Annotated in this window: 22 protein-coding genes and 1 other RNA gene; 3 read left to right on the forward strand and 20 right to left on the reverse strand. The window is 44.5% G+C overall.

Annotated features, from left to right (window positions below; genetic code table 11):
• Positions 1–79: 79 nt before the first annotated feature.
• The 4 genes from M2444_RS09160 to M2444_RS09175 all read right to left on the reverse strand — a co-directional run bounded on the left by M2444_RS09160 (position 80) and on the right by M2444_RS09175 (position 3,902).
• Positions 80–376, reverse strand: a complete 297-nt coding sequence (locus M2444_RS09160; RefSeq protein ID WP_280786772.1) for a YlaH-like family protein — start codon at positions 374–376, stop codon at positions 80–82.
• Positions 377–501: 125 nt separating this feature from the next.
• On the reverse strand, positions 502–2,343 hold the full coding sequence (gene typA / locus M2444_RS09165; protein WP_042190900.1) for a translational GTPase TypA: 1,842 nt from the start codon (positions 2,341–2,343) through the stop codon (positions 502–504).
• A 206-nt stretch (positions 2,344–2,549) separates the two neighbouring features.
• Positions 2,550–3,059: a hypothetical protein gene (locus tag M2444_RS09170; protein ID WP_094870335.1), complete on the reverse strand. Its 510-nt coding sequence runs from the start codon at positions 3,057–3,059 to the stop codon at positions 2,550–2,552.
• Between the two features lie 183 nt (positions 3,060–3,242).
• A complete protein-coding gene (locus M2444_RS09175) occupies positions 3,243–3,902 on the reverse strand; it encodes a TerC family protein (RefSeq protein WP_280786773.1) in 660 nt (219 codons plus the stop codon).
• 173 nt (positions 3,903–4,075) lie between these two features.
• Here M2444_RS09175 and M2444_RS09180 point away from each other — a divergent pair, with 173 nt between their 5' ends.
• A complete protein-coding gene (locus tag M2444_RS09180) occupies positions 4,076–4,768 on the forward strand; it encodes a TerC family protein (RefSeq protein ID WP_094876447.1) in 693 nt (230 codons plus the stop codon).
• Positions 4,769–4,805: 37 nt separating this feature from the next.
• Here the strand turns inward: M2444_RS09180 and thiI are convergent, their stop codons facing one another.
• From thiI to M2444_RS09210, 6 genes are all read right to left on the reverse strand, one after another.
• Positions 4,806–6,092 carry a tRNA uracil 4-sulfurtransferase ThiI gene (thiI, locus tag M2444_RS09185; protein ID WP_280786774.1) on the reverse strand — a complete coding sequence of 429 codons (1,287 nt, stop codon included), beginning with the start codon at positions 6,090–6,092 and terminating at the stop codon, positions 4,806–4,808.
• A gap of 3 nt (positions 6,093–6,095) precedes the next feature.
• Positions 6,096–7,247, reverse strand: coding sequence for a cysteine desulfurase family protein (locus M2444_RS09190; protein ID WP_094876448.1), 1,152 nt, complete (start codon positions 7,245–7,247; stop codon positions 6,096–6,098).
• Between the two features lie 127 nt (positions 7,248–7,374).
• Entirely contained in the window at positions 7,375–8,085 is a 711-nt protein-coding gene (locus M2444_RS09195) for a lytic transglycosylase domain-containing protein (RefSeq protein WP_280786775.1), read from the reverse strand.
• Between the two features lie 182 nt (positions 8,086–8,267).
• Positions 8,268–8,681 (reverse strand): hypothetical protein, encoded by a 414-nt coding sequence (locus M2444_RS09200; protein ID WP_280786776.1) that lies wholly within the window; start codon positions 8,679–8,681, stop codon positions 8,268–8,270.
• 12 nt (positions 8,682–8,693) lie between these two features.
• A complete protein-coding gene (locus M2444_RS09205) occupies positions 8,694–8,915 on the reverse strand; it encodes a DUF1540 domain-containing protein (protein WP_042190912.1) in 222 nt (73 codons plus the stop codon).
• A 240-nt stretch (positions 8,916–9,155) separates the two neighbouring features.
• Positions 9,156–9,653 (reverse strand): YpuI family protein, encoded by a 498-nt coding sequence (locus M2444_RS09210; protein ID WP_042190914.1) that lies wholly within the window; start codon positions 9,651–9,653, stop codon positions 9,156–9,158.
• A gap of 309 nt (positions 9,654–9,962) precedes the next feature.
• Here M2444_RS09210 and M2444_RS09215 point away from each other — a divergent pair, with 309 nt between their 5' ends.
• A complete protein-coding gene (locus tag M2444_RS09215; RefSeq protein ID WP_094876450.1) occupies positions 9,963–11,903 on the forward strand; it encodes a S8 family peptidase in 1,941 nt (646 codons plus the stop codon).
• Positions 11,904–11,906: 3 nt separating this feature from the next.
• Here M2444_RS09215 and pdxR read toward each other — a convergent pair whose 3' ends face one another.
• Positions 11,907–13,346 (reverse strand): MocR-like pyridoxine biosynthesis transcription factor PdxR, encoded by a 1,440-nt coding sequence (pdxR, locus tag M2444_RS09220; protein ID WP_280786777.1) that lies wholly within the window; start codon positions 13,344–13,346, stop codon positions 11,907–11,909.
• A gap of 93 nt (positions 13,347–13,439) precedes the next feature.
• On the opposite strand from pdxR, the gene M2444_RS09225 reads away from it, so the two are divergent.
• Entirely contained in the window at positions 13,440–14,660 is a 1,221-nt protein-coding gene (locus M2444_RS09225; RefSeq protein WP_094870328.1) for an aminotransferase-like domain-containing protein, read from the forward strand.
• A 533-nt stretch (positions 14,661–15,193) separates the two neighbouring features.
• On the opposite strand, the gene rnpB is transcribed toward M2444_RS09225, so the two are convergent.
• From rnpB to glyQ, 9 genes are all read right to left on the reverse strand, one after another.
• Positions 15,194–15,609, reverse strand: an RNA gene (gene rnpB / locus M2444_RS09230) — RNase P RNA component class A.
• Between the two features lie 64 nt (positions 15,610–15,673).
• Positions 15,674–16,789, reverse strand: a complete 1,116-nt coding sequence (locus tag M2444_RS09235) for a Nif3-like dinuclear metal center hexameric protein (protein WP_094876451.1) — start codon at positions 16,787–16,789, stop codon at positions 15,674–15,676.
• Positions 16,765–17,535 carry a tRNA (adenine(22)-N(1))-methyltransferase gene (locus M2444_RS09240; RefSeq protein ID WP_280786821.1) on the reverse strand — a complete coding sequence of 257 codons (771 nt, stop codon included), beginning with the start codon at positions 17,533–17,535 and terminating at the stop codon, positions 16,765–16,767. The genes M2444_RS09235 and M2444_RS09240 overlap by 25 nt, the downstream gene beginning before the upstream one ends.
• Positions 17,536–17,540: 5 nt before the next feature.
• A complete protein-coding gene (locus tag M2444_RS09245) occupies positions 17,541–18,365 on the reverse strand; it encodes a hypothetical protein (RefSeq protein WP_280786778.1) in 825 nt (274 codons plus the stop codon).
• Positions 18,366–18,471: 106 nt separating this feature from the next.
• Positions 18,472–19,605, reverse strand: coding sequence for an RNA polymerase sigma factor RpoD (gene rpoD, locus M2444_RS09250; protein ID WP_042130309.1), 1,134 nt, complete (start codon positions 19,603–19,605; stop codon positions 18,472–18,474).
• Between the two features lie 40 nt (positions 19,606–19,645).
• Positions 19,646–21,466 (reverse strand): DNA primase, encoded by a 1,821-nt coding sequence (gene dnaG / locus M2444_RS09255; RefSeq protein ID WP_094870324.1) that lies wholly within the window; start codon positions 21,464–21,466, stop codon positions 19,646–19,648.
• 39 nt (positions 21,467–21,505) lie between these two features.
• Positions 21,506–21,982 (reverse strand): YaiI/YqxD family protein, encoded by a 477-nt coding sequence (locus M2444_RS09260; RefSeq protein ID WP_094870349.1) that lies wholly within the window; start codon positions 21,980–21,982, stop codon positions 21,506–21,508.
• A 239-nt stretch (positions 21,983–22,221) separates the two neighbouring features.
• Positions 22,222–24,297 carry a glycine--tRNA ligase subunit beta gene (gene glyS, locus M2444_RS09265; protein WP_280786779.1) on the reverse strand — a complete coding sequence of 692 codons (2,076 nt, stop codon included), beginning with the start codon at positions 24,295–24,297 and terminating at the stop codon, positions 22,222–22,224.
• Complete coding sequence (gene glyQ / locus M2444_RS09270) at positions 24,290–25,177, reverse strand: glycine--tRNA ligase subunit alpha (RefSeq protein ID WP_280786780.1); 888 nt, start codon at positions 25,175–25,177, stop codon at positions 24,290–24,292. The genes glyS and glyQ overlap by 8 nt, the downstream gene beginning before the upstream one ends.
• Between the last annotated feature and the right edge of the window lie 224 nt (positions 25,178–25,401).

The raw sequence follows: 25,401 nt of genomic DNA on the forward strand, positions 1-25,401 counted from the left end.
TAAAGTCCTCTTCATTTCATTTGGAATTAAAAAAATTGCTACACTTAAATAGACGTTCCATAAGCAGTAAAAGTTTCGATTACTGTCTTTTTGCTGCAGCTGCAGCCTTTCTCTTCTGTCGAGCTTCTACGATATAACGTATCCGTACCATCAGCATTAATCCGACAGCGACCAGCAGACACTGAATGATCGGTAGCTTATCATGTTGAAAAATGAGGAGCATGCCGGAACCGATCGCCATCATTATGTACAGCATAATCTCTTTGCCAATCGATAACTTTTGATTCACACGAAATACCTGATTATACACAAATGTAAGCAATATAAAAATAACAATATAAGCGATGATTGGATGCTCAGCAAACCAGACTTGCATAGATACCGCACTCCTCCCAAATTTAAGATACGTTTACATTATATCATCAGTAAGGGAAGTTTTTGTTATAAAAAAAACCGCCGAAAGTTAAACCTCCGACGGCTCTTTACTATGATAAGCTGATCTTACGCGTTTGCTTGTGCCATTTTACGTTGCTTCTCTACACGTTCGCGTTCGCCTTTGTTCAGAATCTTTTTGCGCAAACGAATGGATTTAGGTGTGATTTCACAATATTCATCATCATTCAAATATTCAAGTGCGCCTTCCAAAGAGAAGGTACGTGGTGTCTTCATTTTTACAGTATCATCCTTACCTGAGGTACGCATGTTGGTAAGTGCTTTTTCTCTACAGATGTTAACGATAATATCGTTATCACGGGTATGCTCGCCTACGATCATACCTTCATAAATTTCTGTACCTGCATCCAAGAAGAGAATACCACGATCCTCAACGCCCACAATTCCATATTGTGTTGTTGATCCAGTCTCACTGGCAACAAGCACACCTTGATGACGTCCGCCAACTTGACCAGCAACCAGTGGAGCGTAGCTGTCAAAAGCATGGTTCATAACGCCGTAACCGCGTGTCAAAGTCAAGAAGTAAGTGTTGTAACCAATCAAACCACGTGCAGGAATCAGGAACTCCAGACGTACTTGACCCGTACCGTTGTTAATCATATTGACCATTTCGGCTTTGCGAGTGCCCAGACTTTCCATAACAGAGCCCATGCTTTCTTCTGGAATGTCAATCATAAGACGCTCAAGCGGCTCCGATTTAACACCATCGATTTCTTTAATGATTACTTGTGGTTTAGAAACTTGCATTTCATAACCTTCACGACGCATATTCTCGATCAGAATACCAAGGTGAAGCTCACCGCGTCCAGAAACGATAAATGCATCAGGACTATCTGTTTCATCCACACGCAAACTCACATCTGTCTCAAGTTCTTTAAAGAGACGTTCACGAAGCTTACGGGAAGTTACCCATTTACCTTCTTTACCAGCAAAAGGACTGTTATTTACAAGGAAAGTCATTTGCATTGTTGGCTCGTCGATCTTAAGAACAGGCAATGCTTCTGGATTCGCTGGATCAGCAATGGTCTCACCAATGTTAATGTCCTTGATCCCTGCGATAGCAACGATATCCCCTGCGCCCGCTTCTTCTGTTTCAATACGTTTTAAACCTTGGAACCCGAACAATTTCTCAATACGTGCGGTTTTACTCTTACCGTCACGCATAATTACAGTTACAGATTGACCTTGTTTGATCACCCCGCGGTTTACACGGCCAATAGCAATACGACCCAAGTATTCGTTATAATCCATCAACGTTACGAGGAATTGAAGCGGGTCTTCTACACTTTCAGTTGGAGCTGGGATATGCTCAACGATTGTTTCGTAAAGTGAAAGCATTGTCTCATCTTGCTTCTCAGGGACCATGCTTGATGTTCCGTTAAGAGCAGATGCATAAACTACTGGGAATTCCAATTGTTCATCGTTAGCTTCAAGCTCGATGAACAAATCCAGTACTTCATCAATAACTTCCTTCGGACGTGCAGCCGGACGGTCAATCTTGTTCACGACAACGATTGGAGTCAGCTTCTGCTCCAAAGCTTTACGCAATACAAATTTCGTTTGCGGCATGCAGCCTTCATAAGCATCAACAACCAGCAATACACCGTCAACCATTTTCATAATCCGTTCTACTTCGCCACCGAAGTCAGCATGTCCAGGTGTATCCACAATATTGATCAAAAACTCTTTATAAGTAATTGCTGTATTTTTAGCTAGGATTGTAATTCCGCGTTCCCGCTCGATATCGTTAGAGTCCATAGCGCGTTCTTGTACGTGTTCGTGTGCGCTGAAGATCCCCGATTGCTGAAGAAGCTGATCGACGAGTGTTGTTTTGCCATGGTCAACGTGGGCAATGATCGCAATGTTGCGAATATCTTTTCTTGAATGCATGATTTGTATCCAAATCCTCTCATTTATCAAATTAAAACTGTTAAAATTCTTAGCATGTCACGGCAGTCTCACAAAAGAAGCGCCAGGCAGAAAGCCGACGCTTCAACATAACATTAATATTATAGTGAAAGCACTATGAAAAGCAAGTCTTTTTATGAAAAAAACAGTTACCAAATTCCGTTTTTTTTCACAAGATCCAACATTAATTAACTTCGATACCATCTATTTCGGCCACGAGTTCTACCCCGGCCTGTAATCAGCCAAATCCCTGCAGCGATGAATACAATACCAATCAGATAGATTACACCCGTACCCATGAGACTGAAAATACAAAGCGCTATGCTTAGAACGCCTAATATAACAGCAATTGCAGATAATCCCCCTGTCCGTCTTGGAGAATTAATGGAATATTCATACAGACCTACGGCAATGCCAAGCAGAAGCACAGGCCATAAATATTTCATAAGCCCCCATCCCCATATATTGCAAAGACCAAACAGTAAACCATATACCGTTAATATTCCAGCGGGAATCAATACCGTTGCCGAAGCACGGCGGCTAAAAAATAACATATGTAGAACTAATCCTGGAAGTAAAATCACTAACGGCCAAAGGGCACGTCCCAAAAATCCGAAGACGCCCAGCTTACCGAATAAAATCAAGACGCCCGCAGCTACAATGAATATACCTAGTCTCATGTCATTCTTGGAAGACATCCTTCACCCATCCCTTCAAATTCACGTCTACCTCACTACCTTGTCCTCACTTACCCAGAAAACGACAGGTTTCTCATTCATATTATCTGAAATATACACAAAATGCCATCACTGACCTCGCAAAAAAAGGACAATTCCAATTTATGGAGATGTCCATTTAGTATTGCCTTTTATTGCAATATATTAACCTAATGATGTTGTTCTTCGTTTAACTGCTCCTGTAACAACTACTAATATCCCTAAAGCGATCGGCAGTATGGAATGTGTGGATGGGAGTAAAAAAGAGAGCATTGTCCCTAATTTTGCATCCTGAAGCATCATATCACCTGCTGTAAAGGCTAAAATATAAGCGCCGATAAATTCGAGTATCGGAAATCTATGCAACCACCCCACAATGAGGCCACTTCCCCATACTACAATCGGAATACTGAGCGCAATCCCGATGACAATTAAAGCCAAATCCCCTTTGGCTAGACCGGCAATCGCCAGAACGTTATCAAGACTCATAATAAAATCAGCCACGAGAATCGTTCGGATGGATTTCCAAACGGAGGACGTTTCCGCGACTCTAAGGTCCTCCTCTTCTTCCAGCAGCAGCTTGAACGCAATCCATAGCAGCAGAATTCCTCCTCCAGCCTGGATATAAGGGATTTTCAACAGTAATACCGCGACAAAAGTAAGCAAGCAGCGCAGAACAACGGCTCCCGCAGCTCCCCACCATACCGCAGTCTTCCGGTGCTTCTCCGGAAGGTCCTTACTGGCCATTGCGATGACCATAGCATTATCTCCACTCAGTACAAGATTGATCATCAATATTTCACCAAGGAGCAATAATGATTCCATTCGCTCTTACCTCCCCGAATCACATGTAACTACATGTATGTCCGGAAGTGACAAGCTATGCTTCCTGTCCAACTTTTTTTTGAGGATAAAAGCATGTATGCTCTTTTTTTTGCGTATACAAAACTAAGCATATCTTCGTGCTCATCTTAACAAATTTTAGGGGTGACTGCGCCTTGAATACATCCATATGGGAGTTTGTCTTATCACTGCTCAATATTATTTTCCTAGATCTGATTCTGGCGGGAGACAATGCCATAGTCATCGGGCTTGCTGCACGTAATTTACCGAACAGCACTCAAAAAAAAGCAATTGTGCTTGGAACAGCAGGTGCCGTCATATTACGGATTTTCGCAACGGTTCTGGTCGTATGGTTATTAAAAATCCCTTGGTTACTGCTGGCAGGCGGGATTTTACTTATTCTAATAGCCTATAAGCTGTTAACAGATGAGAACAATTCAGCGAATATCAAGGCGGGTCAAAGCTTAGGGGCTGCTGTGGGTACAATCATTCTAGCCGATGCTGCGATGGGACTGGATAATGTCATCGCCATTGCGGGAGTCGCTAAGCACAATATCTCTCTAGTTGTCATAGGACTATTAATCAGCGTTCCAATTGTGGTCTGGGGGAGTACTCTTTTTATTAAATTAATCAACAAATATCCATTGATTATTTATATTGGCTCAGCAGTCCTAGGGTTTACAGCCTCAAGCATGATTACAGATGAGCAGCAGCTATCCCCATTTTTTGAGCAGCATCCACTATTGAGAGCTCTGTTTATATTCGTGATCATTGTTGGCATCTTAATTGGAGGACACTGGAGACGCCAATCAAGCCATAATAATTCAAAAAAGCTGCCTCAACCGTAGATGTTGCTACGAACGAGACAGCCTTTTGTTTATAATATTAGAACCATTCTTCCTGTAATCCAGCCTGAGCACTTACTACATCTCTAGGCTTCTCATCTCCATACGGAGTGATCAGTACAGTCTCCGTGGCTCCGATCGCTGCTTCCAGCAATGCAGCATATCCAGGAAGCGTAGCTTCAATCTTATCTACAATCCGTAAATTCGGGTTCGTTGCAGGTGATTTTGGTACAAATAAAGTGCAGCAATCCTCATAAGGAAGGATAGATAAATCATAGGTACCGATATTCTTAGACAGCTCCACAATATCACTTTTGTCCATCATTACCAGCGGACGCAGTAGAGGAAGTTGTGTAGCACGGCCGATCACGTTCATGCTTGATAGCGTCTGGCTAGCGACCTGCCCAAGACTTTCACCGGTTACGATCGCGAGTGCCCCCTCACGTTCAGCAAGCTGTGTAGTAATTCTCAGCATCGCTCGACGCATCAATGTAATAATCAGATTATCCTGACCAATTCCAGTAAAAGACGTCTGCACCTCTGTAAAGGGTACTAAATGTAGCTTGATGACTCCCGCATATCGTGACAATACCCGCGTAAGATCAACCACCTTTTGCCGGGCAAGCTCACTTGTATAAGGATAACTATAGAAGTGAACACACTCCACCTCGAGTCCACGACGCATGGATGACCAGCCGGCTACAGGACTATCAATACCTCCGGACAGCAATAACATCGCTTTTCCATTCGTACCTAGCGGAAATCCACCAACACCTGCAATATTTTCGCAGAATATATAAGTATGGCCTTGACGAATTTCGACCTTCAGCTCCAATTGAGGTGACTTTACATCCACAGTAAGTCCGGAATAGCCTTGCAGCAGGGGTGTCGAAACTAGCTTATTCATCTCCATGGAGCCATATGGGAACTCTTTCCATACCCGGCGTGCATTAACTTTAAATGTAGTTCCCGGTGCAGGCGCGATGATCTCCAAAAAATGACGGCCGACAGCCACAATATCCTCGAGCTCTGACTTGGCCACCTTAACCGGACTGACAGAAGCGATTCCGAATACATTCTTCAGCGCTTCTACCAATGGGGTCGCAGGTTCTCCATTCAGCTCCACGTAAATTCTTCCAAACTCTTTGGTTAGAATCACCTTTGGATAAGGCTTAATCATTTCTTTCACATGACGTAGTACCGTTTTCTCAAATCTGGCACGGTTCTTGCCCTTTAATATAAACTCTCCGAAACGCAAAAGCAGCATATCGGCATAATCAATACTATTGGCACTGCCTTTAGCAGATTCCTGATTTATCACACTCATTAGTTACTTCATACCTCCTTCAGCAATCTTTAAAGCTCGTACCGCAGTAATTAGTGCTTTCTCAAGCGCCGCGACATCTTCTTCAGTATGACTATCACCGAAACTGATGCGGATGCCTCCTGAAGCTACAGAGATATCTTTCCCCATAGACAATAGAACACGACTAGGTTCTGCCAGCCGGGAGGAGCAAGCCGATCGGGTAGAAACAGCCATCCCCAGTTCCTCCAGCTTACGGGCGAACACTTCCCCTTTCATGCCAGGATATGAGAAATGCACAATATGAGGGGCTCCATCCTCTCTGCTGTTTATAACAAATTCAGGAACGCTGTGCAAGAAGCGTAACAGTCGATTTCGAAGTGCCAATACTCGGGCATGGAAGGATTCGCGTTGTTCACCACTCATCCGCACTGCTTTGGAAGAGGCAACAATTGCAGGTACATTCTCAGTTCCGGCACGTAGTCCCTCTTCATGAGAACCACCTGAAAGTAAGGGAAACAGTTGAATTCCTTCTTTAATATAGAGAAGCCCCGCTCCGCGAGGACCTCGGATTTTATGAGGAGACAAGCTGTAAAGATCCGCTTTCCATCCTTTAAGGTCAACAGCAAGCTTACCATATCCCTGAACGCCATCCACATGAAATAAAGTTCGTGGATTTACGGATTTAATTAGCCTGCCAATATCCATTAGCGGCTGTACTGTTCCAATTTCATTATTTACATGCATCACACTTACGAGTACGGTATCACGCCGTACTGCAGCAGCCACTCGCTCTGGATCAATCATTCCAGTGCTGTCAGGCGCTACAAAAGTAATCTCCCAGCCATTTCGCTGCAGCTGCAGACAACTTTCATACACAGAGGGATGTTCTATTTCCGTAGTTATCAGATGACGTCCTCTTGACTGATATTGCAAAGCAGCACCTTTAATGGCCAAATTGTTACTCTCCGTAGCCCCAGATGTAAATAGGATCTCCTTTGGTTGTACAGATAACGCAGCCGCGCATACTTCTCGTGAGCGCCTAATCAGCTTTGCCGCCTCATTACCGGCGCGGTGTAAGGAGGAAGGGTTAGCATAATGCAGCTTCATAATTTGTTCCATCGTCTTCACCACGTCTTCATAGGGTGGTGTGGCGGCGGCATAATCCCAGTAAAGCATATATCGATTGTCTCCTTTACTTCTTTAAAGTACAGAATCATTCTTTTTTAAATTTTGAAAAAGGATCAAACGGTGATCCCAAATACCAGCATGTGGTTTAAGGGAACTACCCGTTTGATCCTTTTTATTATACAGCGTATTCCGCGCGAGCGCGTTCTATTTTAGTGAGATAAGACTGCGTCTCTTTTGGGAGCAGTGTAAGTTTCTCCAATAATTCCTGATCATTGCTTACCCCTAGATTAATTACCCTTCCAGGCCCTGCATTATAAGCTGCTAATGCCATCTTTTCCTGTCCGTCAAATCGCTTCAACTGATAAGACAGATAGCGTACACCACCATCAATATTTTGAGCAGGATCGAATGAATCAGAAACCCCTAAACCACGCGCTGTTCCATCCATTAATTGCATTAATCCTTTAGCACCAGCCGAAGAGACAACATTTGGATTAAAGGAAGATTCTGTATCAATCACAGCTTTTATCAAATCGACTGGCACCCCATACTTAGCACTTGCCGTTTGAATCAGATCATCATAGCTTGTTGGTTTAGTATCCGTTATTTCCCCGGAAATTACACTGTCGATGTTTTCAGCTGTTCCGCCGATCTGTTGCCATAACAGGCTACTTACAGAGGATGCATCCGGAAGTGACGTCAAGAAGTTTGTATTCCCGTCATTAGAGGAGTTAGAAGATAAAGCTTGAAGCATAGCTGCAAATTGAGAGGCCGACGCGCCCGATCTTTCCGTTTCATTCGCTGAGCTACTTTTGTCGGTTGCACTCTTTAAGCTTACCCATTTAAGCTGCCCTAACCCATTGGTTACAGCGGGATTAATCTCCATACCGGCGCACTCCTTTGATCCTGTTGAATCATATCTATTGGTCTAACCTTAGATTTCGATGAATTACGGCTTAATATTACATTTTATCCGAGATTATTGCTATATGCTGGAATGAAAAACAGACTTCAGACCCTGATATTTAGGTCTAAAGCCTGTTATAATTCAAACTTACCAGTTCATTTTTAACGAGCAAAGGGTATCATCACAAAGTAACTAAGTGTGGATACAATCCCTAAGCCCATCGCCCATGCCCCAAGCGTTTTTTGCTCCTTGGCATATGCATAATAACCAATCACAACTGAAATGGGCCCAAGAATGATGGACCAGAGAAACAAGGAGGCAATACCCATAGCAAGCCCAGTATAACCCATCGCTTTGCTTCCACTATATTCCTCTTCATTCTCCTTAGTTTCACTCGCCACACGTGGTGTTATATCCCGGATCGGCATCGAAACCGGATTCACCTCTGCAGCATATTCCTCTTGATGTTCTCTGTCCCGGCGTGGATAGTCTACTCTGCGCGGACGCAAAATAACTTTTCTCGGACCGGATGGTCCATTTGATGAACTTGATTCATGTTCCTTTTCTCTGTCCATTAGGGCGGCCTCCTAGGAGTTCGGCTTAAATGTTAAACAGCATGTTGCAGACGATGTTGCGACTTGATCGTGGTGACCTTCATTCGTCATTTCTTCAGCATATTCTTCTTTAAATCCACTACCTGCGTGCTTGTCGATCTCAATAATAATTTCTTCTGCCCGGCATAAATTATGCTCGCCCCAATAATGACAATTGCTTACACTGCATTTGACTAATGGCTTTACACTCGACATATTTATCACCTCGGCTTCATTATGTCCGCACGATTTACCCCCTATTCGACAGGACAGTTTCCAGTTGATGTAACGATGCCCACGCAAAATATCCCCACAAAGTGGGGGGGGTGCTTCGATGCGTACTCAGGTACTTTGTGGGGGCCCCAAATATATAAATTCTAAATACGTCAAAAAAGGATCAGCCCTCGTCATTATAAATTGACGAAGTGCTGATCCTTTACAGGAATTAGTTAACTGTTAAACCTGATTTTGCATACGTTTCTCAGTCAAATAGTCGTTTTCATAATAAGTAAGGTCATCGCGTAGCTCTTCATAGGTCTTGGTAATTTCTAGAATGATATCACGAGCCGGACGAACTGGCTTTTTACGGAAACGGATAGCATCCTGTCCAGTATAAGCATAACGTCCATCTTCAGAATAGCTTTCGTTCTTTGGATAGAAGAAGTTATTCACGCCATAGTGATATACATTATAAAGCGCTTTCTGCGCAAAAGATTCATCGAATGTAGCACGACGCAGCGCAACTCCCAGCTTCTCATAAGACATTTCCGAGAACACTAACAGATGACGAACATCGGACAGAAATCCTTGATAAAATTGTACAGTTTCTTCATCATCTTCTGTTACAAGCTGAGGCAATGCATGCTCGTTCAGAAAAATCTCCATCTTATCAATTACATCTTTAAGTTTGTCTCTCGTCGATTCACATAATTTCTGCACATTGGCTGCTGACATGGCGGTTGCTCCCCCTTATTATTCCCTGCTCTTGTAGTCAATAAAGTTAATCTTATGAAGAAATAGTCTTTAGACATATCTCTTTATTCTTGCAATATCAGGATGCAAACACAGAGAAGTCTAACCTTCTGAAAATTAAAAGAACATCTATCGACGTATCTCCTGCAATATCAGGATGCGAACTCAAGATGCTTATTCTCTCTGATATTATCATAAAAAACGTTTGGAAGGTATCCTTTTCTAAGATGCATAAAACATACGCTCTCTTCTAAACCTATAGCCATTACAATGCGTAGAGGAGCGGAAATCATGTCACGTAAAAATCTAACGGTTGCAGGTTTAGTAACAGCTGCGTTCACAGTTGTATTGCTTACCTTTGCACTACGTCCTGCCACTAATGGGACGACGACCAGAGAAGTCGCTAATGTTGCTGTACCAAATCCTGCTCCAACTTCAGCCCTACATTCAGCACCAAACCCATCACAGGAAAAATCATTAAAGAAAAGCTCCTTATCTCAAGATGTTGATGCGACGGATCATCTGAATAGAGTGGATGTCAGCAGACATTTGACTAAGCTCCTCTCTGAAACGGATGGAATGTCTTCGCTTCATGATAAATCAGTGTATGCGAAACGGTTGCAGCAGAACCACGGATTTATCACTATGCTTATGTGGATTGATTTTCGCAAGCATAAAACGGAAACCTTTAAGTCCTCTTCCTTTCCTCAAGGAACCGAACAGGAGAATCAGCAGCTGCAAAAATATCTTAAGACGGCGAAATCAGCGATCCATGGTCATCAATCCTATGAATCTCCAACCTTTACAATCGGTAAAGAGAAATATTACTTTATCGCTCAGCGGAACAAAGAAAAAAATATAGGCATCATTGCACTTATTAACCAAAAGGTGCTTGGTCGTGTGGCAGACCATCAGCTGAAGAACCTTCGGCTCATCCCTTATCCAAAGGAAGGGAAGTACCGTGTAGAATCCGTCCATACCGATAATTTAAAAGATATTACCGTTAAGACCGGTCATGATAACGAAAACGCCAGCCATTTTTATGAGAATGAAATTGTCGTCCGTTTCCGCAATAACTCCCCTACGCCGGGGCAGCTTCAAACAATAACCGCTGATATCAACGGCAAAAAGCCACGTAAGCTTGGGTATGCCTATATTTTCCGTTCAGAGAAGCTGACTTATTATGAGCTCAAAGACTATTTCACCAATAAATGGCACCCCGAATATACGGAGCCTCACTATATGTATTTAACCAATGACACGATATCTAAAAACGCAGAGGGAACCGTTACTCCAAATGACATGTTATTCTCCACCTATCAATGGAATTTGCCGGCGATCGAAACGGAGCTGGGCTGGAATCTCTCTAAGGGAAGTAAAGAAGTGATCGTGGCCGTAGTGGACACCGGAGTCCAGATCAATCATCCTGATTTGAAGGGGAAGCTTTTGACAGGGTATAACGCGATTACCAATGGTTCCACTCCAGAAGATGATGTAGGACATGGCACACATGTATCTGGAATTATAGGCGCCCTGGTCAATAACGGAGAGGGAGTAGCTGGAATCAGCTGGTATAACAAGATCCTTCCGGTAAAAGCACTTGATAATTCAGGAGCAGGTACCACTTATTCTGTTGCAGAAGGAATCATTTGGGCAGCGGACAACGGTGCGAAAGTCATAAACTTAAGTTTAGGGAACTATGCGGATTCCCAGTTTCTTCATGACGCGATCAAATATGCCTACGACAGAGATATCGTCCTCGTATCTGCTGCTGGCAACGATAATACAGAACGACCAGGATTTCCTGCTGCGTATCCCGAAGTGATTGCAGTAGCTGCAACAAATGCTTCAGGGGAAAAAGCTTCCTTCTCCAACTACGGCGATTATATTGATGTCGCAGCGCCCGGAGAAAGTATAGCAAGCACTTACCCAGATAGCCAGTATGCCGCTTTATCCGGTACATCGATGGCCAGTCCTCATGTCGCTGCGCTAGCGGGTCTGGTGCGTTCACTAAATCCGAATCTGACGAATACGGAAGTTATGGATCTTATGACCAAAAATGCTGTTGATTTAGGTACTCCCGGGCATGACAAATATTTTGGCTGGGGTCAGGTCGATATCTACAAAACCCTGCAAGCCGCTAGCGGCAATCAGGTTCCCCTTCAGCTATGGCCACAGCATGTACAAAAGCAAATGAATCATTTGAAACAAAGATTAAGTAACTCTAAGTAACACCTAGCCACCACTCTGCAAAAATCTACCAAGCAAACGGAGAAATAATCGTAAGCCTTCCTCCATATCCGTTTCATTCATTTGTGAATAACATAAACGGATATACCGGGAAGGGGTCTCCGCGGAGTAACAAACATCACCCGGTAAAAAAGAAATGCTCTCCTGTTCGGCCAGCTCATGTAGCCTTCCGATATCAGGGGAAGCCGGCAACTCCAGCCAGAGGTTAAGACCACCCTCTGGGAGAATATATTTTACTCCAGGCGGCGCGTAAAGCTTCAGAAGCTTCGCCGCCTTTTCCATACGAACACGGAGTGTAACTCGTAACTGAGCAGCATAGGCTTCATACTTGCCCGCTATGAATGGCAATACCGCCCTTTGTGTGAGCAGCGGACTCCCTAAATCACTTGCGGACTTCGCGGCGATAAGCCGTGACAGAATATTCCCACCAGCGGCTACACAGGCAATTCTGCAGCCGGGTGCAATAACTTTACTGAAACTCTTCATATAAACTACATGCCCTTCGGAATCCATCGATTTGATCGTAGGCGGCGGAGGCGCATGGAAATATAAATCACTAAATGGATCATCCTCAACAATAAGACAACGGTAACTGCGGGCTAATTCCAGCAGACGTTGTCTTCTTGCTATACTCATGGTTACTCCGCTAGGATTCTGAAAAGTAGGGATTGTATAAATTAGCTTAGGCGGTCTTTGATCACACATTCTTGTAAGAATATCCACCCGCATCCCTTCACTGTCCGTAGGTACAAAAATCATCTCTGCACCTCGTCCTGCAAAAACATCTATAGCCCCTGTATAACTAGGAGCCTCAAGATACACGGTGTCCCCAGGTCCGACAAAGGTACGAGCCACCAGATCAATGCCTTGCTGAGTTCCGCTTGTGATCATTACATCAGAGGAAGTAAGTGCAATTCCACGTGTTTTTAAATGATCGCTCATAATTCCTCGCAGCTCCAGATCACCTTGGAAGTTCCCATAGGTTGCCATAAGCTCCGGCTGCTGCATAACTAAAGATGCGAAGGAGTCACCAATATTTTTTAGAGGAAGTAACTCACTATGAATTGCAGCTATATGAAAGGGATACTTTACTTCAGAGTAATCAAAATTGCGCCAAAGCTGAGCTCGCGGCAAATAATCATCATATATATCCTGCCAGCGGCCATCTTCCTGACGTCGGGTGTGTTCAGGGTCGGCTACAAAGCAGCCTTTTCCTTGCCTGCAATAAATAAGTCCCCGCTTCTCAAGCACATTGTATGCCTTGCTTACTGTAACCTGGCTTACTCTCAAAGCTGTAGCCAAACTTCTTACGGAGGGCAGCCGGACACCTTGCTGGAGCAATCCTGATGAGATCCGCTGACTTAGGGTTTCACTGATTTGATGAGGCAGAGATTTACTGCTATTGCGAATCAAATCGATGTGCATGAACCCTCCACCTCCACTGTTATATTCAACGCTTTACTGTTATACAGTACTCCTATTATGATAGCACCAAATTGAAAGGTGGAGAACTCATTTATGGATATCAAATACTCGACCGCAGCCAATCATCTAGGATCATCAGCCGTTCGTGAGATTCTAAAAGTTACACAGGGCAATGACATCATTTCACTTGCAGGCGGGCTGCCTGGGGAGGATTTGTTTCCCTTGGAGGCAGTACGAGACGCTTATAACCGTGTACTCTCCAGTGACACCTCAGTGCTTCAATACGGATTAACCGAGGGCTTTACTCCACTACGTGATAAAATCGCCGAAAGACTTACTCGGCAAGGAATCCCTGTTACAGCATCTGAGATGATCTTGACTACAGGTTCCCAGCAAGCCATTGATTTATTATGTAAAATACTACTTGATCCCGGTGATGCTGTACTTGTTGAAGCCCCCACTTATTTAGCAGCTTTACAGGTACTCGGCTCTTACCGGGCTGATATTCATACGATAAATAATGACGAGCAAGGCATGCTGCCAGATCACCTGGAAGATCAAATACAAAAATTACGGCCCAAACTCCTATATGCAGTTCCGACCTTCAACAATCCTTCAGGAGCAACCTGGAGTAAGGAACGCCGTGAGAAAGTGGTGGAAATCTGCCGCCGCTACAATGTTCTTATCTTGGAGGATAATCCCTACGGCGAAATAACCTTTGAGGAGAATAAAGATCTTTATCCACCCTCACTAGCATCCATCGACAGAAGCTATGGCGGCGATTATTGTGTCGCTTACACTGGAACTTTTTCCAAAATCGTAGCCCCTGCCCTTCGTACCGGCTGGATTATCGGCGATTCCAATCTAATCAAGACCATCGCCAAAGCAAAGCAAGCCGCTGATCTGCATTCTAGCACCATTGACCAACGGGCTTTAGATGAACTGCTGCTGCATTTCGATATTGAGCAGCATATCCGCGTCATCTCACGAGAATATTATTCTCGAATGAAGCTCTTATCCGCGGAACTCCGATCGCAGAACTGGGAAGGCGCTCATTTTCTGGAGCCACGTGGCGGTATGTTCCTGTGGCTAACACTTTCCCAAGAGATCAACACGAAGGAATTACTTCCTCTAGCAGTAGAGAACGGTGTTGCTTTTGTTCCCGGTGAAGTGTTCTATTCATCACAGCCCCACAAGAATAAGATGCGTCTGAATTTCACCCATACGCCACCTAAGCTTGTACCCGTTGCTGTTCAGCGTCTGGAGAAGGCGTTGGTACAATGGCGGGAGAGTCAGGCCGGCATTCGTTCATAAGCATGACAAAACCCGGATTCTTCATCCTGTATGGGATTAGGAAGCCGGGTTATTTTTATTTCTCAGCCATGCTTAGCGTAATTTACTTCTTAGATACTTCTATGCTATCTTTATTGAGCCTAAAATATCCATTTTCAACGAAAGACATGATTCGACTGACACTTACCCCTGTTTGAAGGGATATATTTAATACCATCGTGTCGGGTGAAGTCTCTACGATACGCCTGATTCTCTGATACATCTCATCACAACTATTGCACATCCTCTTATTGTTTCGTTCATATAAATGTCCGCAGAACCCGCAAATCTGATAATTACCCATGTTATACATTTCCCTCTTTCTACATATCTTCTTGCCACGAGCATAAACACCTTCGGCGTCCTTATAAGGATGGTAAGCGTTGCGAGAAATATAAGGATAATGTATAAAATGAATCTTATACTTTCTTATATTTTAAAAAAGCGACGTGATCCGGTTTCCCGAGATACGCCGCCGCTTGTATGGTTGTTGTTGTTTATCATAACGTTGCAGTTAGGAAAGTTTGCCGTAAGCCGGGTTCTGTGCTCGTCGTGGTTCAATCGGGAACTACCCTCCCACCATAAGCGACAATCATCTATCTAGGCCGTACATTACTGCACAGCTCCAGCGACCAACCTAGACGCGCCTCAGGCTAAGGCTGCCTATTCCAATACAGGAATTTGCTGCGTCTCATTAGGTCTTGCTCCAGATGGGGTTTACCAGGAACGAAGTCACCAGCGTTCCTCGGGGTCTCTTACACCTCGGTTCCATCCTTGCCTGTGCCGCCCTAAGGCGGCCATCGGCGGTCCATTTCTGTGGCACTATCCTTCGACTCGCGCCGACTGGACGTTATCCAGCATCCTGCCTTATGGAGCCCGGACTTTCCTCCCGTGACGTCTACACGTCACCGGCGATTGTCTGTCAAACTTTCCGAACAACATTATATATTATACAGACATCGCATGTCTGGCACAAGCTTTATTAAATGGAATTTTTATAGGAACTTAAATGGCTCCGTATTCACCTGCGAAGCATGTACAGCTGTACCATACCTATGCTCCACCAGTTTCCCAGTCATCCACTCTGCTACTTTCTCTTTCATGATCTTCTCCGCATTATGCCCTGGATCAATCAGAGTGATCCCAGCGAGCACGGCATCCTGTGCTGTATGATAATCAAGATCTCCTGTAACCAGCACATCTGCACCGCGGAAAATAGCACTGTTATAATACTTTCCACCCGAACCGCCGAGAACAGCGGCTTTACGAATCGGACGATCCAAATCACCCACAACACGTACATGGTCTACTTTCAGACCTTTTTTTACCGTCTCAACGAATTGCCCAAGTGTTGTAGGTTCTTTGAGCTTTCCAACCCGCCCAAGCCCTAAACTGCGGCCTTTAAGATCCATCGTGTACAAATCATAGGCAACCTCTTCATAAGGATGAGCCTTGAGCATAGCCTGTACCACTTTATTGCGGATACTGTGTGGCACGATCGTCTCAATACGGATCTCCTCAGCACGCTCCATCTTCCCTTTTTCCCCGATATAAGGATCTGTGCCTTCTCCCGGAATAAAAGTCCCGTATCCCTCAATATTGAAGCTGCAATGACTATAGTTGCCGATTGCCCCTGCTCCTGCATTCAAGATGGCATCTAATACCTTCTGATGATGATCCTTTGGTACAAATACCACCAACTTAGACAATTGCTCTGAATGAATGTCTTTGATGGGTACTCCGTTCTCAATGCCCAGAGCTTCCGCCATCCAATCGTTCATTCCACCTTCGGTAACATCCAGATTAGTGTGACTGATGTATACCGCGATGTCATTTTTAATCAGTTTTTCATACATTCTACCCATTGGAGTGTCTGTTTGAATCCCTTGCAGCGGACGGAAAATAATCGCATGGTGGGCAATGATTAGATTACAGCCGAGACTTATTGCCTCTTCAACGACTTCATCATTAACATCCAGTGCAACCAGCACATTGGTTATCTCTTTCTGTAAGGAACCTAGTTGAAGACCGACTTTGTCCCACTCTTCGGCTAAATGCTTCGGAGCCAGCTGCTCCATATATTGAATTACTGTTTGTCCTTTGGCAAGCATTGCAGCACCTCCGTAATCTCCTTGATCTGATCTCGAATTAATTTCCGTTTATTCTCCGCAGATTCGAGCTCTGAACGTGACAAGGATGTCAAAATGCCTTCCAATTTCTGTATCTCCCCTTGCCACTTGGCAAAAAACACAGCATTCGGTGCTTGTAATAGAAAAGGTCCCATCTGTAGCAAGGTATCCTGACCACGAACCATAGCGGAATCACCTAACGTTACCTCTCGATATACATTGGCATTCGTAATTCCGGCACTCGCATCCTCTGGTACAGCCGTTAATACTTCATATAACTTCCCATCTTCTTCGAGAATACTTTCAGCTATAAGAACCCAATTATTAGCTAGTAGCCAGCGACGCAAAATATCCTCGCCCACATTCGGCTGAAGGACCAGTGTTGTAACATCCTTAAGCTTACCTTGGCTCTGACCACGGTCTAAAATCGAGGCAATTAAAGCCCCTCCCATACCAGCGATCGTGATACAATTAACTTCATCAGGTTCCAGTACCTCAAGGCCATCCCCTCGCCGCACCGAGATCACCTTTCCTAATCCGGCCTCTGCAACGCCTTTACAAGCAGCATCAAAAGGACCTGGGTTTACCTCACCTGCTACTGCGAATATCGCCTTACCGCTTTCTACAGCAGCTACAGGAAGCAGCGCATGATCAGAACCGATGTCTGCCAACCTGCTTCCTTGCGGAATTTGCTTCAGCAATTGCTGAAGTCGATCTGATAATTTCACATTGTTCATGTTGCCACCCACGTTATCCATTTTTTTCGAAACAAGAACAGCAGGGCTAAGCCTACCGCAATTTTAAAAATTAGCATAAACGAAATCCACTGCGGGAAATTTTGTCTCAATAAAAGAGCATCGAGCTCAGGCATAACCCATAACGATACGCCCACTGCAAAAAATACATTAGCGGCGCCTTTTACTCTGTGATGTAAAAGCCAGCTTAGCCACACCATCAGTACACATAATGGAAGCCATAAGAACTCAAGCTCTAGCATCGAGGCATCAGGCCGTCTTCCACCGAAGAATCCAGCATATAGTAATGCCCAAAAAGCATACCCGCAGTACTGCAGCAAGCCGATCCGGAGCACAAATCCCAGAATACACCATAACAAGCCGCAAGCTCCAATCAGAATCGGTCTCCAGAACTGAGGATCAAGATCATGCAAAACAATCAGCCATAGCCCAAAACCAAGCGATAACACGCTACCCAGCCCCGCCAGAATAAGACTAATAACATGATTTCGGTTCTTGTAAACCGCTGAGTATCCATAACAAATAATTAATACGGATAGTGCTGTTGCAAGTTGCAAAGGCCAGGGAAAAACGCTAAAATAAAGACTAATCAAGAAAATCAAGGAAATAATTCCAAAACCAAACAGCCAAATTTTGATGTTTCCCTGCTGTAGATTCTTCAGCGAAATCGGATTTTTATCCTTCGCCGCAGCTTCATCATCATACAGATTGGTTAAGAAGTCGCAATATTGCTCTGGTAGCAATCTGTTATTTCTCCAATACTGAATCTCTTTTATAATAATTTCGCGTTTTTCCAAATTCACTGGCTCATCCTTCTTTCCAGATACACAAGGTCAGCACTTTTAGGGTCGTAATTCAAATAAAAGAACCTCCTGCTACTGAGCAGCAGAAGGTCCGGTTCATGAAATACTATTCAAGGAAATCCTTAAGCCGTTTACTGCGGCTAGGGTGACGAAGCTTACGCAATGCTTTAGCTTCAATCTGGCGAATCCGTTCGCGGGTAACGCCGAACACTTTGCCCACTTCTTCAAGTGTTCTCGTCCGGCCATCATCTAGGCCAAAACGCAGACGAAGTACATTCTCTTCACGCTCCGTGAGCGTGTCCAGTACATCCTCCAGCTGTTCCTTCAGCAGTTCATAAGCTGCTGCATCCGCAGGAGCCAAGGCTTCCTGATCCTCAATGAAATCTCCCAGATGTGAATCGTCTTCTTCACCGATCGGTGTTTCGAGCGATACTGGTTCTTGGGCAATCTTCATGATTTCTCTAACTTTCTCAACCGTCAGCTCCATCTCAGCCGCAATTTCCTCTGGCGAAGGTTCACGTCCCAGTTCTTGCAGCAATTGACGAGAGACACGAATCAGCTTGTTGATCGTCTCAACCATGTGTACAGGAATACGAATCGTACGTGCCTGATCCGCAATCGCGCGGGTAATGGCCTGACGAATCCACCAAGTTGCATACGTACTAAATTTGAACCCTTTGTTATGGTCAAATTTCTCTACCGCTTTGATCAGACCCATATTACCTTCCTGAATCAAATCAAGGAACAGCATACCGCGTCCAACATAACGTTTAGCAATACTTACTACAAGACGTAGGTTCGCTTCAGCGAGACGACGTTTGGCTTCCTCGTCACCATTCTTAATACGCATAGCAAGCTCTACTTCATCGTCAGCCGACAACAGCGGAACGCGTCCAATTTCTTTTAGATACATACGAACAGGGTCATTAATCTTAATCCCTGGCGGCAGTGACAAATCATCATCAAAGCTGAACTCATCGCCCTCTTTGTCTTCATTGTCCTCATTTGGCCGGAGGCTGTTAACCTCCTCATCGTTCTCGTTTACAACTTCAATCCCCAAATCACTGAGTTGTTCATAGAACTCCTCCATTTGCTCGGGGTCTTGATCAAACGGCGATAATTTCTCCATAATATCTTTGTATAGCAATGATGATCTTTTCTTGCCTTGCTCAATAAGCTGATCCTTAACCTGATCCAAAGTAAATTCTGCTTCCAATTCAGTATGCTGATCGTTCGCCATAATTCGACTCCCTCCTCCCTAGGTAAATCCTGTCAACATTTCATTGTCTCTCTAGGGCTATAATCTCACTTGCTATTTGTGCCGCACGCAAAAAGTCACCTGACTTTTCCGCCTGAATCATCTCTTCACGCTTCTGATCCATCTTGCGCTGCAGTGGGTATTTCCGTACTTCACGGATACAATCATCCAGCACCTGCATATTCCAGTCCGGAGGTGTATCCATCATGGAAATTGATGTTGCAGTTTTCTCTAGACGATCGTCCTGAAGCGATGATAGAAACCGACTAATGCCGGGTGGTTTGCCTTGCGCGTAATAGGCATATAGATAAGCGGCAATTGCCGCATGATCATCGATGTTGAAATCTTCTCCGAGGCGTTCGCCCACATACGTGGCGGCTTCCGGGTCCTGAATCATAAAGGACAGTAGACGCCGTTCCGCGACATGATAAGCGGGCAGCAAAGTTGGTGTCTGCACTTGCCCTTTTTTATGCCTACCATTATTCCACCTTTTGTCGTTATTATCCCCTTCAGGGATGTTTTTTTGCATCGATGCCCTAAGTAAATTACAATCCTGCTTCAAACTATCATATGAAAGTTCCAGCTCAGAAGCGATTTCCCTTAGGTAAACCTCTCTCTCAGTCGAGGAATGTAACGAAGCAATGACCTCCAAAGCTTCTTTGACGTAGGCAATTTTGCCATCTTCCTCTAGGAGTATATGGTTTTTTTTCAGATATATAAGCTTAAATTTTATGGATGAAACCGCTGAATCAATAACCTGATCCATAAACCTTTCTCCACCATGCTTGGAGATGAATTCATCTGGATCGAGTCCGCTTGGCAGTAAGGCAACCTTCACACGCAGGCCACTGCCTTCAAGCATTGGAATAGACTTTATAGCAGCTGCTTGTCCTGCCCGGTCACCGTCATAAGACAGTACAATTTCATCCGCCAGGCTCTTCATCAGTGCTACATGACTTTCAGTTAAAGAAGTTCCCATTGTTGCTACGCCGTTATGCACACCTGCTTCCCAGGCCGAAATGACATCTCCGTATCCTTCAAAGAGGACGATTTGCCGCGTTTTGCGGATGGATGCTTTGGACTGGTGCAAATTGTATAAAATCCGGCTTTTGTTAAACAGTCTACTCTCTGGAGAATTTAAATACTTAGGTTGTCCTTCTCCATGAATTCTTCCGGCAAACGCAATCACCTTGCCGGTGCGGTTCGCAATCGGAAAAATTATCCGACCACGGAAACGGTCTATATAACCTTTACCCTCACCCCGGGCAGACAAGAGTCCGCCTTTCTCCATCTCAGCAAGGTCAAAATTCCGTTTCTCCAAAAATTGTAGCAAAGTATCCCAGCGGTCCGGAGCATATCCGATCTGAAACTGGTCAATCATTTTATCGCTGAAGTTCCGGGCTCTTAAATACTCCATTGCGGCTTTGCCGTGTTCCGTATTCTTCAGCAAGTAATGATAAAACTTTGCAGACCATTCATAAGCTTGAATCAACCGATCGCGTTCCGGATCAGGAGGAGACATTAGGCCTCCCTTACCTTCAGGAACGGGAATATCACTTTCTTCAGCCATTATTTTGACGGCTTCGGGGAAGGTTAATCCTTCGATTTCCATCCTAAATTTGATGGCATTTCCACCCATGCCGCAGCCAAAGCAATGAAACACTCCCCGGTCGGGGGTAACTGTAAAGGAAGGGGTTTTCTCCGAATGGAACGGGCAGAGGCCCCATAAATATTTCCCCTGCTTGGACAAATGGACAACCTTACCGACTGTATCGACAATATCATGACGTGCAAGCACGCTTTCGATAACTTCTTCCGGAATATTCCCGTGTCCGCTAGCCACTTCAACCACCTTCAATTCTTAACAAATAAATATAATTCGCTATTGCTCTACATTCTCCTGCAAAAGTATTAAAAGTTTTGTCATTTTATGTTGAAAATATATTTTTTCTTCTGCCGTTATAGGTTTTGGACCCTTCGAGTATTGTCCCCGTCTTCGTTCCACGGCCCTGGCATGCCTGCCTTCCAACATAAAATCCATTTTGGAATCATCGTATTCCTGACCACGAAAAGAAAGCACACTGCAACGTTTTCCGAGCGCAAGTGCCGCGAGACCATAGTCTTGAGTCAACACCACATCTCCAGCAGAAATATGATTGGCAATATATAGATCGGCACTTTGATCTCCCCGGTCCACCTGCACAACCGTAACACCTTCTTCAGCTTTCAGTGCATGGTCATAAGAAGATACCATCAGTACCGGCACGCCAAAAGCGCGGCCTACTTCAGCAATCTCTTTTTTGACCGGACAAGCATCCCCATCCACGACTATAGTTCTAGACCGGGACTTCTTCTCCATGATCATCACCAATTTCCCGTGTAATATATATACGCCCTTACCGCAAGAAATCCTTCTTTCTATGCATAAATACGGAACGGATGTCAAATGACGCATTGGCACCGTTCCGTATATTTATACCCCAAACCAACATTCTATACCATAAGACACAAACTTTTCTTATAGATGTTGTTCAAAAAGCTGATCTTTGATCAAATGTCGAATCTTGAATTCAGCCGGGAACTCCGGTGCTCAGTCGTTTACCAAACGAGCTTGCCAAAATCAGCAAACGCCTTGGAGTCAGCATCAATCCCAGCAAGCAAAGCTAAACGGTTAGCACGTATCTGCTCATCCTCTGCCATAACCATAACGGAATCGAAAAATGCTGTAACAGCATCTTTTAGACCCGAGAGAATTCGGAGTGCTTCTTCGGCATTGTTCGCAGACATCGCTTCAAGATACGGTGTGTGTAACTCCTGCCATGTATTATACAGCTCTAGCTCAGCATCTTCTTTAAGTAAAGAAGGATCAATCCCTTCGCTGGTTGCTTTAGCTGCCAGATTACTAACCCGTGTAAGTGAATCCACGGTGATTTTGAAGTCTGCTTGGTCTAACACAGCACCCATAAGCGCACGGCTTCTACCTACAACATCTACCACGTCGTCAAAGCCAGCTGCTGTAACAGCATCCACAACATCATAGCGTACATTGTCGGATAAAAGTCGTTTAACACGCAGACTGAAGAACTCGTACAGGTTTATACGTAGTTCATCGTCAGAATGTTTCGAATTCCCTGAATTTTTATGAATTTCAATCGCAGCTTCAAAAATTTCGCGTAGCGTAATCGGCAATTTATGCTCAAGCACGATTTGAACAATCCCTGCAGCCTGTCGACGCAGTGCGTAAGGATCCTGAGAACCTGTAGGGATGATACCGATGGAGAAGCAGCCTACAATTGTATCAATCTTATCTGCAATGCTGACAACCGATCCAGCATCCGTCGAAGGTACTGCATCTCCTGCGAACCGTGGCTGATAATGTTCGAAGATTGCTTTTGCCACAGTTTCAGGTTCTCCTGCTTTGCGTGCATAATCTTCGCCCATGGTGCCTTGGAGTTCTGGGAATTCATAAACCATTTGAGTGACAAGGTCGAATTTACAAATATCAGCAGTCCGACTTACTTCAGAAAGGGCCCTATCAGACAATCCCAATGTTACAGCAAGACGATCGGAGATTTGGCGAATACGACGCACTTTATCTCCAACACTGCCAAGTTCTTCATGGTAGACGATATTCTCTAGTTTGGCTAGTGCATCATCAATCTTCATCTTTTGATCTTCTTGATAGAAGAATTTGGCATCTGATAGACGAGCACGGAGTACCTTCTCATTTCCCTTAGCAATTACATCCAAAGATACTGCATTTCCGTTACGCACCGTTACGAAGAAAGGCAGAAGCTTGCCTGCTGCATCAAAAACTGGGAAATAGCGCTGATGCTCACGCATCGAAGTAATCAGCACATCTTGCGGAATGTTCAAGAACGATGGGTCAAAGGTTCCAAATAGCACGGTTGGTGTTTCAACTAGAAACAATACTTCCTCCAAAAGATCCTCTTTGATCGCAATCGTCCAGCTTTTTTCTTCAGCCAATTCATTGATTTGTTTCAGGATCAGCTCTTCCCGTTCCTTCACATCTACAAGCACATGCTGCGCACGCAAGCTCTCCACATATTGTGCAGGCTCCGAAATTACAGTCTCTGTTCCCAGAAAACGATGTCCACGGCTCACATTCCCTGCTTTTACATCTGTAATTTCCAAATCAATAATATCTTTGCCGAAAAGAGCAACTAACCAGCGGATCGGACGCACGAATTTAAAATCGTAAGCTCCCCAACGCATGTTTTTCGGAAAAGTCATCGCATTTACTATCCCTAAAAGTCCTTCTGAGAGCAACGAAGCTGTCTCTACCCCAGCACTATTTCTAGTAGCATAAATATACTCTACTCCTGCTAGCTCTTTGAACGTAAATTGCTCTGGGGATACACCTTGACTCCGGGCAAACCCTAATGCAGCTTTGCTCCAGTCTCCGTTTGCATCCAGTGCGATCTTGCGTGACGGCCCTTTGACCTCTTCGCTAATATCCGCTTGCTTCTCAGCCGCATCCTTAACAAAAACAGCGAGACGACGTGGCGTTGCATAAGCAGTAACTCCAGCATGGGTAATCCGTGCAGAATCCAACCACTTGGACGTTCTATCTTGCAGCTGTTCCATCGCAGCGCGGATAAACCGTGCAGGAATTTCCTCCAGACCGATCTCAAACAGGATATCTTTAGACACGGTCAGCACCTTCTTTCTTCAGCAGCGGGAAGCCAAGCTTCTCGCGTTCCTCAAGATATGTTGCCGCTACAGAGCGGGCAAGATTACGCACACGGGTAATAAATCCAGTCCGTTCTGTAACACTGATGGCTCCACGTGCATCCAGCAGATTAAAGCTATGTGAACATTTCAACACGTAATCGTAGGCTGGGAACACAAGATTTTTTTCCATCGCTCTACGCGATTCTTCTTCATACATGTTGAACAGTGAAAATAGCATTTTTACATCAGATACTTCAAAGGTGTAAGTAGAATGCTCGAATTCCGGCTGATGAAAAACATCACCATAAGTCATGCCGCTAACCCATTCAAGATCGAATACATTTTCTTTATCTTGAATGTAGGAGGCTAACCGCTCCATACCGTAAGTAATTTCTACAGCAACTGGATTGGCTTCAATCCCACCGACCTGTTGGAAGTAAGTAAACTGAGTGATTTCCATACCATCCAGCCATACTTCCCATCCTAGACCTGCACAACCGAGTGAAGGGTTCTCCCAGTTATCCTCAACAAAACGAATATCATGCAAGAGCGGATCAATACCGAGTGCCTTTAAGCTATCCAAGTAAATCTCTTGAATGTTATCAGGCGATGGTTTAATAATGACTTGAAATTGATGATGCTGATACAGACGGTTCGGATTCTCGCCATAACGACCATCGGATGGGCGACGTGAAGGCTCTACGTACGCAACTCTCCATGGTTCAGGACCTAGTGAGCGTAAAAAAGTCATAGGGTTCATCGTGCCGGCGCCTTTTTCTGTGTCATAAGGCTGTACGATAATACAGTTCTGTTCAGCCCAGAACTGCTGCAGCGTCAAAATCATCTGCTGAAAGTTCATAATACCGTCTCCTTCGCTTTACAAGTTTTTAACTCCATTTGCTTAAAACTTCTTACCATGGAGGCGGCACTTTTCGCTTCTGACAGCAACAAAAAACCCCCGCCCCCATGCCTGATTAACAGACATAGGGACGAGAGTTCAACTTATTCTCCCGCGGTTCCACCCTACTTGATTTCATACCTTGCTTCAGCGATATTACGGCTAAAGACAAGAACGAAATCCAC

This window comes from Paenibacillus sp. PastF-3, from assembly GCF_029893135.1.
Lineage (GTDB): Bacteria > Bacillota > Bacilli > Paenibacillales > Paenibacillaceae > Paenibacillus_AQ > Paenibacillus_AQ nitricinens.

Bases quoted from the DNA above. Each gene is read 5' to 3' on its own strand.
- M2444_RS09160 (WP_280786772.1), bottom strand. From the start codon at position 376: ATGCAAGTCTGGTTTGCTGAGCATCCAATCATCGCTTATATTGTTATT.
- typA (WP_042190900.1), bottom strand. From the start codon at position 2,343: ATGCATTCAAGAAAAGATATTCGCAACATTGCGATCATTGCCCACGTT.
- M2444_RS09170 (WP_094870335.1), bottom strand. From the start codon at position 3,059: ATGTCTTCCAAGAATGACATGAGACTAGGTATATTCATTGTAGCTGCG.
- M2444_RS09175 (WP_280786773.1), bottom strand. From the start codon at position 3,902: ATGGAATCATTATTGCTCCTTGGTGAAATATTGATGATCAATCTTGTA.
- thiI (WP_280786774.1), bottom strand. From the start codon at position 6,092: ATGAGTGTGATAAATCAGGAATCTGCTAAAGGCAGTGCCAATAGTATT.
- M2444_RS09190 (WP_094876448.1), bottom strand. From the start codon at position 7,247: ATGCTTTACTGGGATTATGCCGCCGCCACACCACCCTATGAAGACGTG.
- M2444_RS09195 (WP_280786775.1), bottom strand. From the start codon at position 8,085: ATGGAGATTAATCCCGCTGTAACCAATGGGTTAGGGCAGCTTAAATGG.
- M2444_RS09200 (WP_280786776.1), bottom strand. From the start codon at position 8,681: ATGGACAGAGAAAAGGAACATGAATCAAGTTCATCAAATGGACCATCC.
- M2444_RS09205 (WP_042190912.1), bottom strand. From the start codon at position 8,915: ATGTCGAGTGTAAAGCCATTAGTCAAATGCAGTGTAAGCAATTGTCAT.
- M2444_RS09210 (WP_042190914.1), bottom strand. From the start codon at position 9,653: ATGTCAGCAGCCAATGTGCAGAAATTATGTGAATCGACGAGAGACAAA.
- M2444_RS09215 (WP_094876450.1), top strand. From the start codon at position 9,963: ATGTCACGTAAAAATCTAACGGTTGCAGGTTTAGTAACAGCTGCGTTC.
- pdxR (WP_280786777.1), bottom strand. From the start codon at position 13,346: ATGCACATCGATTTGATTCGCAATAGCAGTAAATCTCTGCCTCATCAA.
- M2444_RS09225 (WP_094870328.1), top strand. From the start codon at position 13,440: ATGGATATCAAATACTCGACCGCAGCCAATCATCTAGGATCATCAGCC.
- M2444_RS09235 (WP_094876451.1), bottom strand. From the start codon at position 16,789: ATGCTTGCCAAAGGACAAACAGTAATTCAATATATGGAGCAGCTGGCT.
- rpoD (WP_042130309.1), bottom strand. From the start codon at position 19,605: ATGGCGAACGATCAGCATACTGAATTGGAAGCAGAATTTACTTTGGAT.
- M2444_RS09260 (WP_094870349.1), bottom strand. From the start codon at position 21,982: ATGGAGAAGAAGTCCCGGTCTAGAACTATAGTCGTGGATGGGGATGCT.
- glyQ (WP_280786780.1), bottom strand. From the start codon at position 25,177: ATGAACTTTCAGCAGATGATTTTGACGCTGCAGCAGTTCTGGGCTGAA.